Origin of the sequence: Pararhizobium sp. LjRoot238 (genome assembly GCF_964252955.1) — a bacterium.
Taxonomy (GTDB): Bacteria; Pseudomonadota; Alphaproteobacteria; order Rhizobiales; family Rhizobiaceae; genus Pararhizobium.
Map to the genome: position 1 here is coordinate 27,933 of NZ_CAXUPP020000005.1, position 13,172 is coordinate 41,104.

General features: G+C 58.5%; 16 protein-coding genes and 1 pseudogene. 11 read left to right on the forward strand and 6 right to left on the reverse strand.

The features are described from left to right. Positions 1 to 69: 69 nt before the first annotated feature. Positions 70 to 417: pseudogene (locus ACSQ3F_RS27790) on the reverse strand (helix-turn-helix domain-containing protein); the annotation flags it as partial. Positions 418 to 919: 502 nt separating this feature from the next. On the opposite strand from ACSQ3F_RS27790, the gene ACSQ3F_RS27795 reads away from it, so the two are divergent. The 5 genes from ACSQ3F_RS27795 to ACSQ3F_RS27815 all read left to right on the forward strand — a co-directional run bounded on the left by ACSQ3F_RS27795 (position 920) and on the right by ACSQ3F_RS27815 (position 4,077). Continuing rightward, entirely contained in the window at positions 920 to 1,357 is a 438-nt protein-coding gene (locus ACSQ3F_RS27795; RefSeq protein WP_436103391.1) for a helix-turn-helix domain-containing protein, read from the forward strand. Positions 1,358 to 1,362: 5 nt separating this feature from the next. Next, positions 1,363 to 2,067, forward strand: a complete 705-nt coding sequence (locus ACSQ3F_RS27800; RefSeq protein WP_436103392.1) for a hypothetical protein — start codon at positions 1,363 to 1,365, stop codon at positions 2,065 to 2,067. Next, positions 2,055 to 3,014, forward strand: a complete 960-nt coding sequence (locus tag ACSQ3F_RS27805; protein ID WP_436103393.1) for a YcaO-like family protein — start codon at positions 2,055 to 2,057, stop codon at positions 3,012 to 3,014. The genes ACSQ3F_RS27800 and ACSQ3F_RS27805 overlap by 13 nt, the downstream gene beginning before the upstream one ends. Beyond that, complete coding sequence (locus ACSQ3F_RS27810) at positions 3,011 to 3,751, forward strand: TfuA-like protein (protein ID WP_436103394.1); 741 nt, start codon at positions 3,011 to 3,013, stop codon at positions 3,749 to 3,751. Before ACSQ3F_RS27805 ends, ACSQ3F_RS27810 begins: the two co-directional genes overlap by 4 nt. A 77-nt stretch (positions 3,752 to 3,828) precedes the next feature. Next, positions 3,829 to 4,077 carry a hypothetical protein gene (locus ACSQ3F_RS27815; protein WP_436103395.1) on the forward strand — a complete coding sequence of 83 codons (249 nt, stop codon included), beginning with the start codon at positions 3,829 to 3,831 and terminating at the stop codon, positions 4,075 to 4,077. A 290-nt stretch (positions 4,078 to 4,367) separates the two neighbouring features. Here ACSQ3F_RS27815 and ACSQ3F_RS27820 read toward each other — a convergent pair whose 3' ends face one another. Genes ACSQ3F_RS27820 through ACSQ3F_RS27835 form a run of 4 tightly spaced genes read right to left on the reverse strand, consistent with a single transcriptional unit; the run spans position 4,368 to position 7,069 of the window. After that, a complete protein-coding gene (locus tag ACSQ3F_RS27820; RefSeq protein WP_436103396.1) occupies positions 4,368 to 4,871 on the reverse strand; it encodes a DoxX family protein in 504 nt (167 codons plus the stop codon). 5 nt (positions 4,872 to 4,876) lie between these two features. Beyond that, the gene (locus tag ACSQ3F_RS27825; RefSeq protein WP_436103397.1) at positions 4,877 to 5,767 is read right to left on the reverse strand and encodes an HvfC/BufC N-terminal domain-containing protein; all 891 of its coding nucleotides are present in this window, start codon (positions 5,765 to 5,767) and stop codon (positions 4,877 to 4,879) included. Positions 5,768 to 5,783: 16 nt separating this feature from the next. Next, complete coding sequence (gene bufB / locus ACSQ3F_RS27830) at positions 5,784 to 6,713, reverse strand: MNIO family bufferin maturase (RefSeq protein ID WP_436103398.1); 930 nt, start codon at positions 6,711 to 6,713, stop codon at positions 5,784 to 5,786. 32 nt (positions 6,714 to 6,745) lie between these two features. Beyond that, entirely contained in the window at positions 6,746 to 7,069 is a 324-nt protein-coding gene (locus ACSQ3F_RS27835) for a BufA1 family periplasmic bufferin-type metallophore (protein ID WP_436103399.1), read from the reverse strand. A 152-nt stretch (positions 7,070 to 7,221) separates the two neighbouring features. Here ACSQ3F_RS27835 and ACSQ3F_RS27840 point away from each other — a divergent pair, with 152 nt between their 5' ends. After that, the gene (locus tag ACSQ3F_RS27840; protein ID WP_436103400.1) at positions 7,222 to 7,794 is read left to right on the forward strand and encodes a sigma-70 family RNA polymerase sigma factor; all 573 of its coding nucleotides are present in this window, start codon (positions 7,222 to 7,224) and stop codon (positions 7,792 to 7,794) included. A 2-nt stretch (positions 7,795 to 7,796) separates the two neighbouring features. After that, entirely contained in the window at positions 7,797 to 8,435 is a 639-nt protein-coding gene (locus ACSQ3F_RS27845; protein WP_436103401.1) for an NrsF family protein, read from the forward strand. A gap of 50 nt (positions 8,436 to 8,485) precedes the next feature. On the opposite strand, the gene ACSQ3F_RS27850 is transcribed toward ACSQ3F_RS27845, so the two are convergent. Continuing rightward, positions 8,486 to 8,677, reverse strand: coding sequence for a MerR family DNA-binding protein (locus ACSQ3F_RS27850; RefSeq protein ID WP_436103402.1), 192 nt, complete (start codon positions 8,675 to 8,677; stop codon positions 8,486 to 8,488). Between the two features lie 7 nt (positions 8,678 to 8,684). Here ACSQ3F_RS27850 and ACSQ3F_RS27855 point away from each other — a divergent pair, with 7 nt between their 5' ends. The 4 genes from ACSQ3F_RS27855 to ACSQ3F_RS27870 all read left to right on the forward strand — a co-directional run bounded on the left by ACSQ3F_RS27855 (position 8,685) and on the right by ACSQ3F_RS27870 (position 13,164). Then, positions 8,685 to 8,777, forward strand: a complete 93-nt coding sequence (locus ACSQ3F_RS27855; protein ID WP_436103403.1) for a GDCCVxC domain-containing (seleno)protein — start codon at positions 8,685 to 8,687, stop codon at positions 8,775 to 8,777. Between the two features lie 462 nt (positions 8,778 to 9,239). After that, the gene (locus tag ACSQ3F_RS27860; RefSeq protein WP_436103404.1) at positions 9,240 to 10,571 is read left to right on the forward strand and encodes a UDP-glucose dehydrogenase family protein; all 1,332 of its coding nucleotides are present in this window, start codon (positions 9,240 to 9,242) and stop codon (positions 10,569 to 10,571) included. Positions 10,572 to 10,787: 216 nt separating this feature from the next. After that, positions 10,788 to 11,873, forward strand: coding sequence for a glycosyltransferase (locus ACSQ3F_RS27865; protein WP_436103405.1), 1,086 nt, complete (start codon positions 10,788 to 10,790; stop codon positions 11,871 to 11,873). 115 nt (positions 11,874 to 11,988) lie between these two features. Next, a complete protein-coding gene (locus ACSQ3F_RS27870; RefSeq protein WP_436103406.1) occupies positions 11,989 to 13,164 on the forward strand; it encodes a glycosyltransferase in 1,176 nt (391 codons plus the stop codon). Positions 13,165 to 13,172 lie beyond the last annotated feature (8 nt).

Sequence of the window (13,172 nt, forward strand, 5' to 3'; positions counted from 1 at the left end):
ACCCTGGCATGTATGGAAGCTCCTTGCACGGGAACCGGGAGGCCTCGTGATTGGCCAGAAAGGTATATCCAGGTCCTTCAAACGCCAACGCACAACGCCGTGGATCGCCGGGATCGGCCCCGTTTCGACAAGGCGACGAAGCGCAAGGCGCTGATCGTCATTGAGTTTGGGAGCCTTCCCAGGAGCCTTGCCGTCAAGCAGACCCGCTGGCCCTTTCGCATTGAAGCGCACGACCCAGTCCCGCACGATCTGCAGCGTCACGCCACCAACTTTCGCTGCCTGCCCGCGAGAGGCGCCGTCATAAATTTCCGCAAGCGCCAGAAGACGTCGCGTCTGGGCCGCATCCTTCGATGTCCGCGCCACCCGGCGCACAGTAGAGGGTTGCGAACCCCGGAAATTAAACCTCTCGTCCAACAAGGTCGAGCTTCTGAAAGCTAACAAAAAAGGGGCTAAGCGCCAATGGGACGAGGTACTTTCGTTATGCCGCGCCTCCGTTGCAGGTTAGAGGTTTTTTGTCATCGATCAAAACGCGTCTGCGGACCTGTTCAGGGCCTGAGTTGAACGGTGTGACGGACAGCGCCAGCTGGCGACGTCAACGATTTTCTTCCTTTATTCAGGGCTGATGCCGAGGAATAGCTACAAGATCGGCGGAGCTGTGAAAGCGTCGTCGCTGTTCACCTTCTGTGCTCAAAAGATGGGTCCATCCCCGCAAAGGTACAGAATGCGACATAGGATTTCTGGTACCTTCCACACGCTGTTCGGCGATGTCCGCCTGAAAAGCCCATTGTATCCATCTGCATTTCCCTCATGATTCTGGAGAGTCAAACGCGGGGCGGTTGTTGCATTTTACAAAGAAATTGTCATGCTGCTGGCGATCAACGCATGATTGAATTTATGCGATCCGAGGGAGCGCAAAGGAATGACAAAAGGCAGGCCTCACCAAATCGATATTCACGTCGGCAATCGTCTGAGGTCACGACGCCTTGTGTTGGGACTGAGCCAGGAAAAGCTGGGAGAGCGCTTGGGCATCACCTTCCAGCAGATCCAGAAGTATGAAAAGGGTACAAACCGGATCAGCGCGAGCAAACTGCAGGCCGCTGCGGGAGTTTTAAGTGTCCCGATTAGCTTCTTCTTCGAGGATCAGCAGATCTCGGCGCCGGATGGATTGGTCCGAGAGGCCGACGAGATTGGAACATTCCTAATCTCTCGCGATGGAGTAACACTTAATCGGGCCTTCACGTCGATCAAGGACAAACGGGTGCGGCAGACCATCATTACTATGGCAAAGGCCCTGGCGGACGATAGCGGCATTCATTCTGCCGACGCGAAGCGCGATTCTTCCTCAGCTCCTCGGTGAACCGCATGTTTCTGCAGACATTCGGTAGGTTGCGCCTGCTCGATGCTGCAGGGCAGGCGTGCAAATATCCTCGCAAGGGATTGTTGCTTGTTGCCTACCTGGCTACCGGCGCATTCGCTGAAATCAGCCGGGAGGAGGCTGCCGAATTCCTGTGGGGCAACGAAGACCGTGCCGTCGCATTTACGAATCTGAGGAAGTTGATTTCGCGCCTGCGGGTCGCGCACGGTTCGCTGTTCACCTTTTCGCCGACACATGTTTCCCTCAATCGCCACCAATTCGCCTGTGACGCAGATGTGCTGGGTGTGGCGCACCGAGCAGAAACACCGTTGTCGTCTCTCGTTGATTTGGTGAGCCGCACGTTTCTTTCCGAATTGGACGATGCCGATGGGATGGCCGCTCACTGGCTGAAGGAACAACGTCAGAAACAACTCGAGCTGGTGCGTGCCCGGCTGCTTGAAACGTCTGCAGATGTATCGACGGCAACAGAAGCCGTCGCAGCGCGGCAAGCCGCTTTCTTGATACTGGAGCGCTTCCCGCACGATCAACCGGTGCGAGACACCCTTTCGATCGGTCCAAGACCGACAGCGGCCGAAGGTGTGGTTGAGAGGAAAAGCGCATCGGTACGCCCAATGCAAAATCAATCGTCGTCGCTCAGGGAAAGGGTCTTACTGACGATGAGGCGAGGACGTCCGCCGTTATGGAGGCGTTAGAGCGGGTCGCCGCCTCCACTCCGCACTGCGACATCGTTTGTACATCAGCGCACACGCTCAGCAGTGCCGGGAAGCGATTTGATAAACTTCCCAGCCTGATTGCAACCGGCCAAACCACTGCTAAGGACGACGAGGATATCTCCTGGGTCGCCGGCCGTGATCTGATTTCCGGTGACGAGATCCACGTACCGCTCGACGCTGTAACGCTCGACCGAACGTTGGGCGGTTGCAGGTACTGGCAATCGTCTGATGGTTTGGCTTCGGGAAACACCTCGGACGAGGCTACGTTCCATGGTTTGAACGAGCGCATCGAGCGGGACGCATACGTGCTTTGGCAGGTGTCCGGTTTCAAGGCTCGGCAATCGTCGTGCATTCACCCGGGGTCTCTCGGCTGCGACGATATTTCGTCGTTGGTTGCTCGTATCGAATCGGCCGGCCTTGTGCTGCGGTTGTTCGATATCACCAGCGATATTGGTGTACCTTCCTTCACAGCGCTTGTCGCTCCCGTAGAGGTGATTTCCGCTCACCGGCCGCGTTTTGTCGATGTGAACTATGGGGCAGGAACACATCCATCAGTTCACAAGGCCATCTCGCGGGCGATTACCGAGGCGGTACAATCTCGCATGACTTTTATTAGCGGCGGCAGGGACGATATCTATCCCTCGGTCTACCCCCAGTCATTACCCGAGGAGACGCGCAATCTGTTGCGAGCGCATCCAAGCGCTGTGTGTCCGGAAAACTTCAAAAACCTGGAGGGCGGTGGACTTGGTGCAACCGTTGATGGTTTAAGACGCATGGGGTTGGGGCCGATCATTGCCGTATCACTTAGTGATCCTAGGTGGCCGTTTGCGGTGGTAAAAGTGCTTGCGCCACAGTTGGAGAATCCGGAAGGCGCCCGTGCGCGGCGATTTGGTGCCCGCGCCCTGTCCAAAGGGTCTTTCGGATGAAAATTCTTTATGTTGGCCCGACATTACCGGATGCACATCAACGAGCCGGGGATATCGTCGTTCACGGCCCGGCCATCCAGGGAGACGTCTTCCAAGCTGTGGAAGAAGGAGCGACCGTCATCGGCATCGTTGATGGAGGGTTTGAGTATACCGCTCCGGTCTGGCACAAGGAAATTCTGTATGCCCTCAGTGCTGGCGTAACGGTCGTCGGGGCAGCCAGCATGGGTGCATTGAGAGCCGCGGAATGCCACCTGTTCGGCATGATCGGTGTAGGTAGGATTTTCCAGGAATACGCAGGGGGAAGCCGCGTGGACGACGCCGATGTGGCCCAGGTTCATGGACCGGCTGAACTCGGTTGGCTTCCGCTCAGCGAGCCCTTGGTGAATGTTTCCGCCACGCTTGATGCCCTGGTCGACAGGCAGTTCGTAAGTTCCAATGAAGCCGGTCGCTTGAGCGCGGTTGCCCGCTCAATCTTCTTTAAGGATCGCACATGGCGATCTATCCTCGAGCTTGCAGAATTTATAGACGAGGACAGAAAGTCTCCCATAGCCACTGCTCTGCGGAGTTTTGCCGTCAACCAGAAGCGTGCCGATGCGATCGAGCTTCTGGCTGTTATGTCACGGCTTGCTGACATTCGACCACTACCCAAACTGGAATGGCAATTCCAGCGAACAACCCTTTGGAATGAAATGGTGAAACAACATTCCACGGCGCGCGGCGCCGGTAATCTCTCTTGAAGTGTGTCACGCCCATGTCACGCGAAATTTCCATGGGCTCTGTCTAATATCGACGCAACATCATTGCGGAGCCAGAAATGACAGCACAACAAGCCACCATTCCCTTCTCGGACCTGGAGGTATTGGCCGAGAGCGAGATCGAAGAATTCCACGCCATAGCGCGTCTTGTCGTTTTCGCAAGAGAAAGCGCCGCGCTTCTTGATGCGGAGCAGACGGTCTATTGCCTGAACCTGGCGCTTGAACAGATCGCCAGGGAATTACGTCATCGGTCCGATTATTCGTCGGATATGACGTCATACTTTAACGATGGAATTACACGGCAATAGCCTTGATCGCATGAGCATCGATCTACAGGTGATGACATGTCTGGATGGCGCCCGCTTGGCAATGTGCTTTTGGACGATGTTTGAGCTTTGCGGGTCGGGTGCAGTCATGTCTCCGGCCTGTTTGTGCGGCACGTGATGACCGCTGGCCTTGATGTTTCCGCTTGATCCGATCCCTATCACATTATCGCGCTGTTGTTGCGCAAGACATCACCGCTGGTTCTTCGGTTCGTGCGGTCCATTCCGCTATGCTGTCACATCATGCCATTGTCACTCCGCCAACTGTTGTGCCGCTAATAGCCGGCATAGCGGCGGATCAGATGGTCAAGCGACAAACGCCCGGCACCGCCGGCCATGACGGCAAGCGCCATCGCCGCCCAGGTGACGTGTATCGGCCAGCCCTCGGGGACGGTCAACTGGATGACGAGCGTCATCCCTAGAAGCGCAAGGGCTGCGAACCGCGTCCCGAGTCCCAGAACGAGCAGCACGGGAAAAAGGATTTCCCCCACGCCGGACGCGAAGGCCATCGCCGCCGGGGCCGGAAAATCATAGGGCCCGCCGGGCAGATGCAGCTTGAACTCGGAAGAAAAAAGCAGGACGGCAACATCGTTCAACTGCAGGAAGCCATCCCATTTGTTGATGCCGGACCGCCAGAAAGGAACGGCGAGGGCAAGGCGCAGCACGAATTGCGTCAACGACGGAAAGGCAATAGCCCCGACGAGACCGTCGAGCCGCCCGATGAAGGCTCTGATCTTTAGCGCTATATCGTCGCTCCGGATGTTCCATTCGCGTGTCATGATCGTCAAGCTCCTTGGCTAATGCCTATGAATGCGCCCGCTTCGACAATGCCGGCGATGTTTGCGGCAAGATCGAAATCAGGGGTGTCGTCAAATGCGGCAGCGGCTGCCTGACCAAGCGGACGACCATCGATCAGATGCGTCAGGAAAACCGCGCCACCCGGAGGAAGCCGACGGACGAAAACCTCGAGCCTCGGTCGGGTTATCAGTGCGTCCTCCGGCTCAACCGCCTCGATTGCGCCGACCGGGCGATCACCCCGGTTCATCGCGAAGATCGTCACCGCAGGAAAGACGGAGCGCAGGATCCGCGTTGCCGCATGCGGAACGAGGACGATTTCGGCGAGATATTCCGGTGGGATCGAGGCGAACAGTTCAGGATCGAGCGGCGCGGCGTCGGCGGCGTGGTAGGCGTCGAGCCATGCCCGCTCGATGCGCGCAACATCGCCGAGCCACGGCATTCCCTGCGCATGTTCATATGTCTCGATGAAGGCAGGGAAATCCCGGCCATATTCGAAGAGAAGCGGCGAGGTCGGCGGTGTCGCCCGCATATGGAACCGTGCCATGGCGCGGAAGAAATCCTCGCCGGTGATGCGCCTGGTCGCGGGAAAGATCGCCGCCAGCGCGTTGATGAGGCTGGCCGTGACATTGTTGCGGTAGACATCATAGCGTTTGCTCGCCGTCTTCCCGTGCGGGCCTGAAACGGCGGAAGGCGTCTCGCGCTCGGGGTTGAGCAGGGCTGCGGCGAACGCCCGATAGGCAAGCAGGTCCCCAAGCCCCTCATCCTCCTGCCGGAGACCGTTCTCCGCACGCGGGGAGAAGAGAAAGGCCGAAACGCGGGTGCCTTCCTCATCCCGCTTGCGAGGAGAGGGGAACCGTGAGAGGCGAGATTGCGTCATGGGCGTTTGCTCTGTTTCAATGTCCGGCATTGGACTTCTCCGGAACAGTGCGGTTGGCGCAGCGGTCGAGGATTGCCTGGGCGGCGGTGGCTTCCGCCTTGAGTACAGGCCAAACGGGAATATCGCTGTCCCATTCGATCAGCGTCGGGATCGGGCCGCATCGGCCGATGACGATTTCGTAGAGCTTCCACACCGCGTCTGAAACCGGTGCGTCATGGCTGTCGATCAGCAGAAGCGCACCGTCGTCGTCCTCCTGTTCGGCGTGGCCGGCGAGGTGGATTTCGCCGACTTGTCCGAGCGGGTAGTCGGAGAGATATTCCATCGCCGAATAGTCGTGATTGGTCGCCGAAACGAAGACATTGTTGATGTCGAGAAGCAGGCCGCAGCCGGTTCGCCGGGCGAGGCCGCGGATGAACTCCGTCTCGCTCATGCTCGATTCGGGAAAGATCACGTAGGTCGACGGGTTTTCCAGAAGAATGGGCCGGCCGATCGCCTCCTGTACCTCGTCGATATGGTCGGCCACCCGGTCCAAGGTCGCCTGTGTGTAGGGAAGCGGCAGGAGATCGTTGAAATATGTGGTCCGGTGCGTCGACCAGGCGAGATGTTCCGAGACGAGCGCCGGTTCATAGATGTCGATGAGCCGCTTGAACCGGGCCAGATGGGCCATGTCGATCGGCTGCGGGCCGCCGATCGACATGCAGACGCCATGCAGCGAGACCGGATGGTCCCGGCGAATGCGGGTGAGCGCGTCATGCGGCGGACCGCCCGCCCCCATGTAGTTTTCGGCGTGGACCTCGAAGAACCCCATCTGCCCCTCGTCGGCCAGGATCGCCGACAGATGCTCATGCTTGAAACTGGCGCCCGCAAGGCCAGCGATGGGGTGTGCCGGAAAGCGAAGGGTTGCTCGCCCAGCACTTGACTGCGGACGTGCCACATATTGGTTCATTGTAACCTCCATTTTCCGGCAGATTGCTTTGCTTACGACGGCAGGTCGCGCGTCAGTGCTTCGGGAGAGCCGTGCCGGTCGCCGGGGAGTTGCATAGTCGTGCAGGTGCCGCCATCGACGAACTTCCAGGAATTGCCCTGATAATCGACGGTAGACGTGCCCTGGCAGGTGGTGCCTGGGCCGGCAGCGCAGTCGTTCTGGCCCTTGAGTGCGACGCCGAAACATTTTTCCTTGCCGGCATCCATCGCTGCCTTGACCTGCTCGGGCGTCAGGGGTGCGGCGGCCGCAAGCGATGCAAACGCCGTCGCCAGCGCACCAACGAGCATGGCCGAGGTTATTGTCGATCTGGTAGACATATCTTCCTTCTCCTCTTGGATGGGTGTGCACCTTCAGGGGCGCACAAAAGCGACTTCGATCCGGGCACGGGTAGTGTTACATCTAGCGGCAATAACGATTTCGTGAACGGCCGTGGCGGCGGTTGGACAAAATCCCGCGCGCCACGTAACAAATGGCGCCGTTTGAACGTAATGGGAGGAAGGCAGGCTTGAACGCCGGAGACGAAGACGATCTTGCCCGGCTCATGCGTGCGGCGCTCACTGGAGACGAGCGCGCCTATGGCGAGTTTCTCCAGCGCGCGGCTTGCCTGGTGCGCGGCCTGGCGCGGCGAAAGATCGTCGGCGGTGGTATGGACCCGGAGGATATCGTGCAGGAAACGCTGCTTGCGGTACATCTCAAGCGTCATACCTGGCAGGAGGATGCCCCTGTCACGCCGTGGCTTTATGCAATCGCCCGCTACAAGCTTGTCGACGCCTTCCGACGGCGGGGCCGCAGGTTGGAAATCGACGTTGACGACATCGTGGAAACGGCCGCTGCGCCGCAGACTGAAACAGTGAGGAACTGGGAAATCGATCGCGCACTCGAGACTCTTGCGCCGGGCCAGCGTTCGGTGGTGGCGGCCGTCTCGGTCGACGGACGCTCGATCAGAGAGACGGCCCGCAATCTCGGCATGAGCGAGACAGCGGTGCGCGTCGCGCTCCATCGCGGGCTTGCCGCGATCGCCAGACGGTTTGGACGAAACTGAACATGGAAACGAACGACCTCATCAAAGCCCTTGCCGCCGACGCCGGACAACCCGTCAGGCCTCTTGCCCCGACGTGGCGGATCGCAGCCATCTTTGCGGTCATCGTCGCGGCAACCGTCTTCGTCGCCACCCTCGGGCCGCGGCAGGATTTCCTGACCGCGGCCCAGACGCTGCGGTTCCTGTTCAAATTCGTGTTTACCCTTACCCTTGCCGTAACGGCCTTCGGCGTTGCGCGGGTTCTGTCGCGGCCGGGCGCATCCTTGCACCGGATGGCGCCGCCGCTCCTTGCTGCACCGCTCCTTCTGGCAAGTGCCGTTCTGGTCGAACTCCTCGTCCTGCCGGCGGATGTCTGGGCGACGAGGCTGATCGGCTCCAACGCAAGGCTTTGCCTGACGTTCATTCCGCTGATCGGCTTTGGCCCGCTCGCGATCTTCCTGACGGTGATGCGCCGGGCTGCTCCCACGAACCCGACCTTGGCCGGCGCGATTTCCGGCCTGCTTGCCGGCGGCATTGCGGCAACGCTCTACGCCGCCCATTGCACCGACGATTCACCGCTGTTCGTCGCCTTCTGGTATACGCTCGCCATCGCCATCCTCACGCTTCTTGGCACCGTTGCAGGTACCCGCGTGGCGCGCTGGTAGGTCTTGGGCCCGCCAGGTCGCCGCCGGCCTCTCCGCTCACCGGTTGACGATCAGCCCAACCGGATATCGCCCGCCAACAGCGCATCGATGATCGGGCAGGTGGTTTCGCCGCCGCCTGTGTCGCACCGATGAACCAGCCCGGCCAATGCCTGCCGCATCGCCGCAAGGTCGGCGATCTTCTCTTCGATCATCGCCAGCTTGCGCGCGGCCAGCGCCCGCGTTTCGCTGCAGGCGCACTGCAAGACGCTGTTGCGCCCCGAGCCCGGAGACTGCTGCGTGTTTTGCTCCTTCGGTTCGGTGAAGTGTCCGCCGGTTCAACAGCAGTGCGGATGCTGCGGATAAGGTTCCAACTAAAGTGCAATGCATCGGCTGTCCTTCATCGATGCCCAACTACCTGCCGGCGATCGGCGCTTGAAACACACTGCAACGGACCCGCGGCAGCGGCGATGGTTCAGCACGGCAAGGTTGTGTCAGTTGCGGGCGGTTTCCCCAGAATTTCATCGCGGGTTAATGATATGCAATTTCTGCCCAAAGCACCCGCATCAGCCCCGGGGGTCGGGCAAGACCTGAAACTAACCTTAATTATGCTGGGCACATGAGGGATCGAAGGCGAGATAGACTTTGCACTTCTATTTTCCATGCATCTCCTGCGATCAGATCTGGGTGAAGGCTTGATGTTGCAATGCAATAAAAATGGTGGTACCTCGACTCCGCGCCGCCGACTGTCTTCGAAGAAACCTAGTTCGAAACCGACCAAGCAAATTCGACAGGCCTGTCCTGTTCGAGAAGAAAGGTGGAGGTCAAATGAATCTGACTGTCTTTGGGATTGGGTACGTAGGGCTTGTTCAGGCAGCCGTTCTCGCTGAAGTGGGCCATAACGTTGTGTGCGTCGACGTTGACGCCGAGAAGGTCAAGCGACTACGTGATGGCGTCATCCCCATTTATGAACCGGGTCTTGAGGATCTCGTAAAGGAAAATCATGCCGCTGGACGGTTGGCATTCACGACAGATGCGGCAGCGGCGATCAAGCACGGCCGGATCCTGATCAGCGCGGTTGGTACTCCGCCGGGCGAAGACGGTTCGGCTGATCTGAAATATGTCATGGCAGTCGCCGAGACGATCGCCAGGGATATGACTGAACCCAAGATCATTGTCAGCAAATCCACCGTGCCGGTCGGAACGTGTGACAGGCTGCGGAAACGGGTCGGCGAAATTCTCACGATGCGCGGGCTCGGTGAGCTAGAGTTTGACGTGGTTTCAAACCCTGAATTCCTGAAGGAAGGATCGGCCGTAGCCGATTGCCAGCGTCCGGATCGAATCATCATCGGAACTCAGTCACCGATTTCAGAGCAATTGATGCGTGAGCTCTATGAGCCCTTCAATCGCAATCACGAGAAGATCATTGTAATGGATGTCCGCAGCGCGGAGTTCACGAAATATGCCGCCAACTGCATGTTGGCGACAAAGATCAGTTTCATTAACGAGATGGCGGGCCTCGCTGATCATTTGGGTGCCGATATCGAAGAAGTTCGCAAAGGCATAGGCAGCGATCCACGCATTGGGTATCACTTCATCTATCCGGGTTCTGGGTATGGCGGCTCGTGCTTCCCGAAGGACGTGCGTGCCCTTATCAAGGCGGCTGAAAGTGTCGAATTCGACGCCACCATGCTCAAAGCTGTCGAGCAGCGGAACAATACCCAGAAATCTGTGCTGTTTGAGAAAGTCCATCAGTATTTCGGCGGTGATTTGCGCGGCAAGCGTTTTGCCCTGTGGGGCCTTGCCTTCAAGCCAAACACGGACGACATGCGCGAGGCGCCCTCCCGTGTCCTGATGGAGGCCCTCTGGGACGCCGGCGCCAGTGTCAGTGCGTATGACCCAGAGGCCATGGCCGAGTGCCAGAACATCTATGGCCAGCGTGATGACCTGTTATTGTGCGGCACCAAGGAGGCCGCGCTGCGTGGAGCCGACGCGCTGATGATCGTTACGGAGTGGAAGAATTTCAAGGCTCCCTCTTTCGACATGCTGCGTGAAGCACTGGCAACACCCGTCATCTTCGATGGCCGCAACCTCTACAATCCAAAGACAGTTGCGCGTCACGGACTTGAATACTTCGGCATCGGACGCCAGGCAGCCTGAACGGCTGGAGCAAGCGCGATCAAGACATCATCCTGCCAATGGTCAACCTGTTGGCGGGATCGATCCCGGAAAATCTAAGCAAATGGCAAAGCGCCCCGGAACTATTCCTGATGCCAACGATTGTTGGACAGGAGGCGGCGCACCAAGAATGCCCAGACAGATGACAGATGTTATTTGCGAAATAACTCGCAGTAATGCGGTAGAGGAGCAGCGATCATGAATGTTCTTTTTGCTGGCGGCAATGGATATTATCCCGAGTTCAGTGGCGGCGTGCAGTCAAGTACGCATCATCTGATTGAGCAATTGCGGTCTATGGGACATCAACCTGCGGTTCTAGCCGCTTTGTTCGGCGACGGCTTCTTCGGCTTCAAAGCCAGAGCGAAGATGAAGCTCTTGGGCCAGCGCGCTGCCATGGACACATTCCCTGGCTATCCGGTGGTTCGAGCTTGGTATCCCTGGGAAGCGGCAGAATTTGCGGTTCAGAAGACCAAGCCCGATGTGGCGGTCGTGCAGTGCCACAAGTCTGTGCCGATCGGCAAGGCGCTTCAAATCCACAACATTCCGCTTGTCGTCTACCTGAGAAATGTCGAGTTCCATGAACTGGCCGGCGACCTGAGAGAGCTCCATTCGGCCCTATACATTGCCAACTCAGAATTTACGGCGCGAACCTACAAAGAGAAGTTCGGTATCGATTCGGTCGTGATCCCGCCGACCATCAATGCTTCTCATTACCGCACCAATTCGACGGGCGAATACGTCACGCTTATCAACCCCTACAATGAGAAGGGCTTCGAACTGGCCGTAAAAATTGCCGAACAGTGCAAGGACATCCCTTTCCTGTTCGTCGAGAGCTGGAAGCTGAGCGACGAGCATCGTGCCGAGATCGAGCGGATCATCGCACCGCTCGGCAATGTCAAGCTTGAGAACCGCACGAGCGACATGAAGACGGTCTATGGCCGAACGAAGATCCTGCTTGCGCCAAGCAAATGGGAAGAGGCTTGGGGACGCGTGGCCTCCGAAGCCCATTGCAGTGGAATTCCGGTCGTGGGCTCAACACGTGGCGGCCTTCCCGAAGCGATCGGCGCCGGTGGCGTCCTGCTCGACTATGACGCACCACTGGAGAATTGGGTACAGGCCGTGCGTCGGCTGTGGGACGACAAGGCGCACTACGAAGCCCTATCTTCTGCGGCTCTGGAGTTTTCAAAACGGCCGCAACTGGACCCAGTTCGCCAATTCGCCATGTTCATGGATGTCCTGACTGAAGCCGCAGGCTCGGTGACCGAGGCGCGTCGGGCATCCTGACACGGCCCATTTTTGGGCCTCAACAAGATCGACCAGGATCCGCAGAGTGTGCATGGCGTGCTGCCATGCACAAGACCCGAAACACTGTTCTCGGATCACATCCAAAGGGCTTCATATGCGCGTTGGTTATGTTGTTGGAAGGTTTCCTGCACTCTCCGAGACCTTTGTTATCAATCAGATGGCAGGTTTGCTTCAGCGAAACTTCGAGGTGGGTGTCGTCTGCAACGGCATTGCGCCGGAAGCTCATATCGACACCTCCGTCGAACCCCTGTCGACACTGATGGCGGGGACACGGGATTGGTGGGGGCCTGCAGCGGGTCTCCGCTCCAGGATCGCAACTCTCCCGAGCGGACTGAGGGACAAGGCCTCTACGCTTCTCGACAGGCTGTCGGTCCGTCGTCTCAATAGTTTCGACGTGATCGTCGCCCATTTCGGACATAATGGTGCGCGGGTTGCGCGTCTCAAGAAAAGAGGCTTGATCACTCCCCCGATCATAACGGTTTTTCACGGCTACGACGTTGGCGTTCCGCTTCATGAAAAGCGACTTGGCGAGTACCGTGATCTTTTCAAGTTTGGATCGCTCAACCTGCCGGTCAACGATTACTTCCGCAGGCTTCTCATCGAGGCCGGCGCTTCTGATCAGAAGGTGTCGGTGCACCGCATGGGCATCGACGTAACACAGATACCGTTCACGCCCCAGTCACGGCGCGAGGTGACGCTACGACTTATTTCCGTAAGCCGGCTGATCGAGAAGAAGGGCGTGGAGTTTGCCCTTCGGGCCATGAGCCTAGTCAAGAAATCAAAACCAGAGTTCGATTGGCAGTACACGATCGTGGGCGACGGTCCCAATCGTGAGCAGCTTCAGCAAATCGCGGCCGAGGGTGACATCACGGACCGTGTCGCGTTCACGGGAAGCCTGCCCCATGCCACGGTCAAGGAGGAACTGCGGCGTTCCCATGTCTTCGTCTTGCCCAGCGTCACGGCGGGCAACGGGGACGTCGAGGGAATTCCCGTCGCCCTCATGGAAGCCATGGCCGCCGGCCTCACCGTCGTCAGCACCCATCACTCGGGCATTCCAGAGTTGATCGCAGATCGCAAGACCGGTTTTCTCGCGCCTGAGAAAGACGTTGCGGCCCTTGCAGATTCCATCCTCTGGATTGCGACACACCCGGAACAATGTGAGCAGTTTGCTCAGGATGCGCGCCTGAAGGTCGAACAGGAATACAATGCCGAAACCTTGAACGACCGCTTCGCGACTATCGTCAGCGACGTCGCTAAAGCAGGGAAATGAAAGTGAAC

Excerpts from the sequence above, each read along its gene's own strand:
- ACSQ3F_RS27800 (WP_436103392.1), top strand. The coding sequence starts at position 1,363 with ATGTTTCTGCAGACATTCGGTAGGTTGCGCCTGCTCGATGCTGCAGGG.
- ACSQ3F_RS27795 (WP_436103391.1), top strand. The coding sequence starts at position 920 with ATGACAAAAGGCAGGCCTCACCAAATCGATATTCACGTCGGCAATCGT.
- ACSQ3F_RS27860 (WP_436103404.1), top strand. The coding sequence starts at position 9,240 with ATGAATCTGACTGTCTTTGGGATTGGGTACGTAGGGCTTGTTCAGGCA.
- ACSQ3F_RS27805 (WP_436103393.1), top strand. The coding sequence starts at position 2,055 with ATGGAGGCGTTAGAGCGGGTCGCCGCCTCCACTCCGCACTGCGACATC.
- ACSQ3F_RS27840 (WP_436103400.1), top strand. The coding sequence starts at position 7,222 with ATGGCGCCGTTTGAACGTAATGGGAGGAAGGCAGGCTTGAACGCCGGA.
- ACSQ3F_RS27815 (WP_436103395.1), top strand. The coding sequence starts at position 3,829 with ATGACAGCACAACAAGCCACCATTCCCTTCTCGGACCTGGAGGTATTG.
- ACSQ3F_RS27820 (WP_436103396.1), bottom strand. The coding sequence starts at position 4,871 with ATGACACGCGAATGGAACATCCGGAGCGACGATATAGCGCTAAAGATC.
- ACSQ3F_RS27845 (WP_436103401.1), top strand. The coding sequence starts at position 7,797 with ATGGAAACGAACGACCTCATCAAAGCCCTTGCCGCCGACGCCGGACAA.
- ACSQ3F_RS27865 (WP_436103405.1), top strand. The coding sequence starts at position 10,788 with ATGAATGTTCTTTTTGCTGGCGGCAATGGATATTATCCCGAGTTCAGT.
- ACSQ3F_RS27810 (WP_436103394.1), top strand. The coding sequence starts at position 3,011 with ATGAAAATTCTTTATGTTGGCCCGACATTACCGGATGCACATCAACGA.
- ACSQ3F_RS27870 (WP_436103406.1), top strand. The coding sequence starts at position 11,989 with ATGCGCGTTGGTTATGTTGTTGGAAGGTTTCCTGCACTCTCCGAGACC.
- ACSQ3F_RS27825 (WP_436103397.1), bottom strand. The coding sequence starts at position 5,767 with ATGACGCAATCTCGCCTCTCACGGTTCCCCTCTCCTCGCAAGCGGGAT.
- bufB (WP_436103398.1), bottom strand. The coding sequence starts at position 6,713 with ATGAACCAATATGTGGCACGTCCGCAGTCAAGTGCTGGGCGAGCAACC.
- ACSQ3F_RS27835 (WP_436103399.1), bottom strand. The coding sequence starts at position 7,069 with ATGTCTACCAGATCGACAATAACCTCGGCCATGCTCGTTGGTGCGCTG.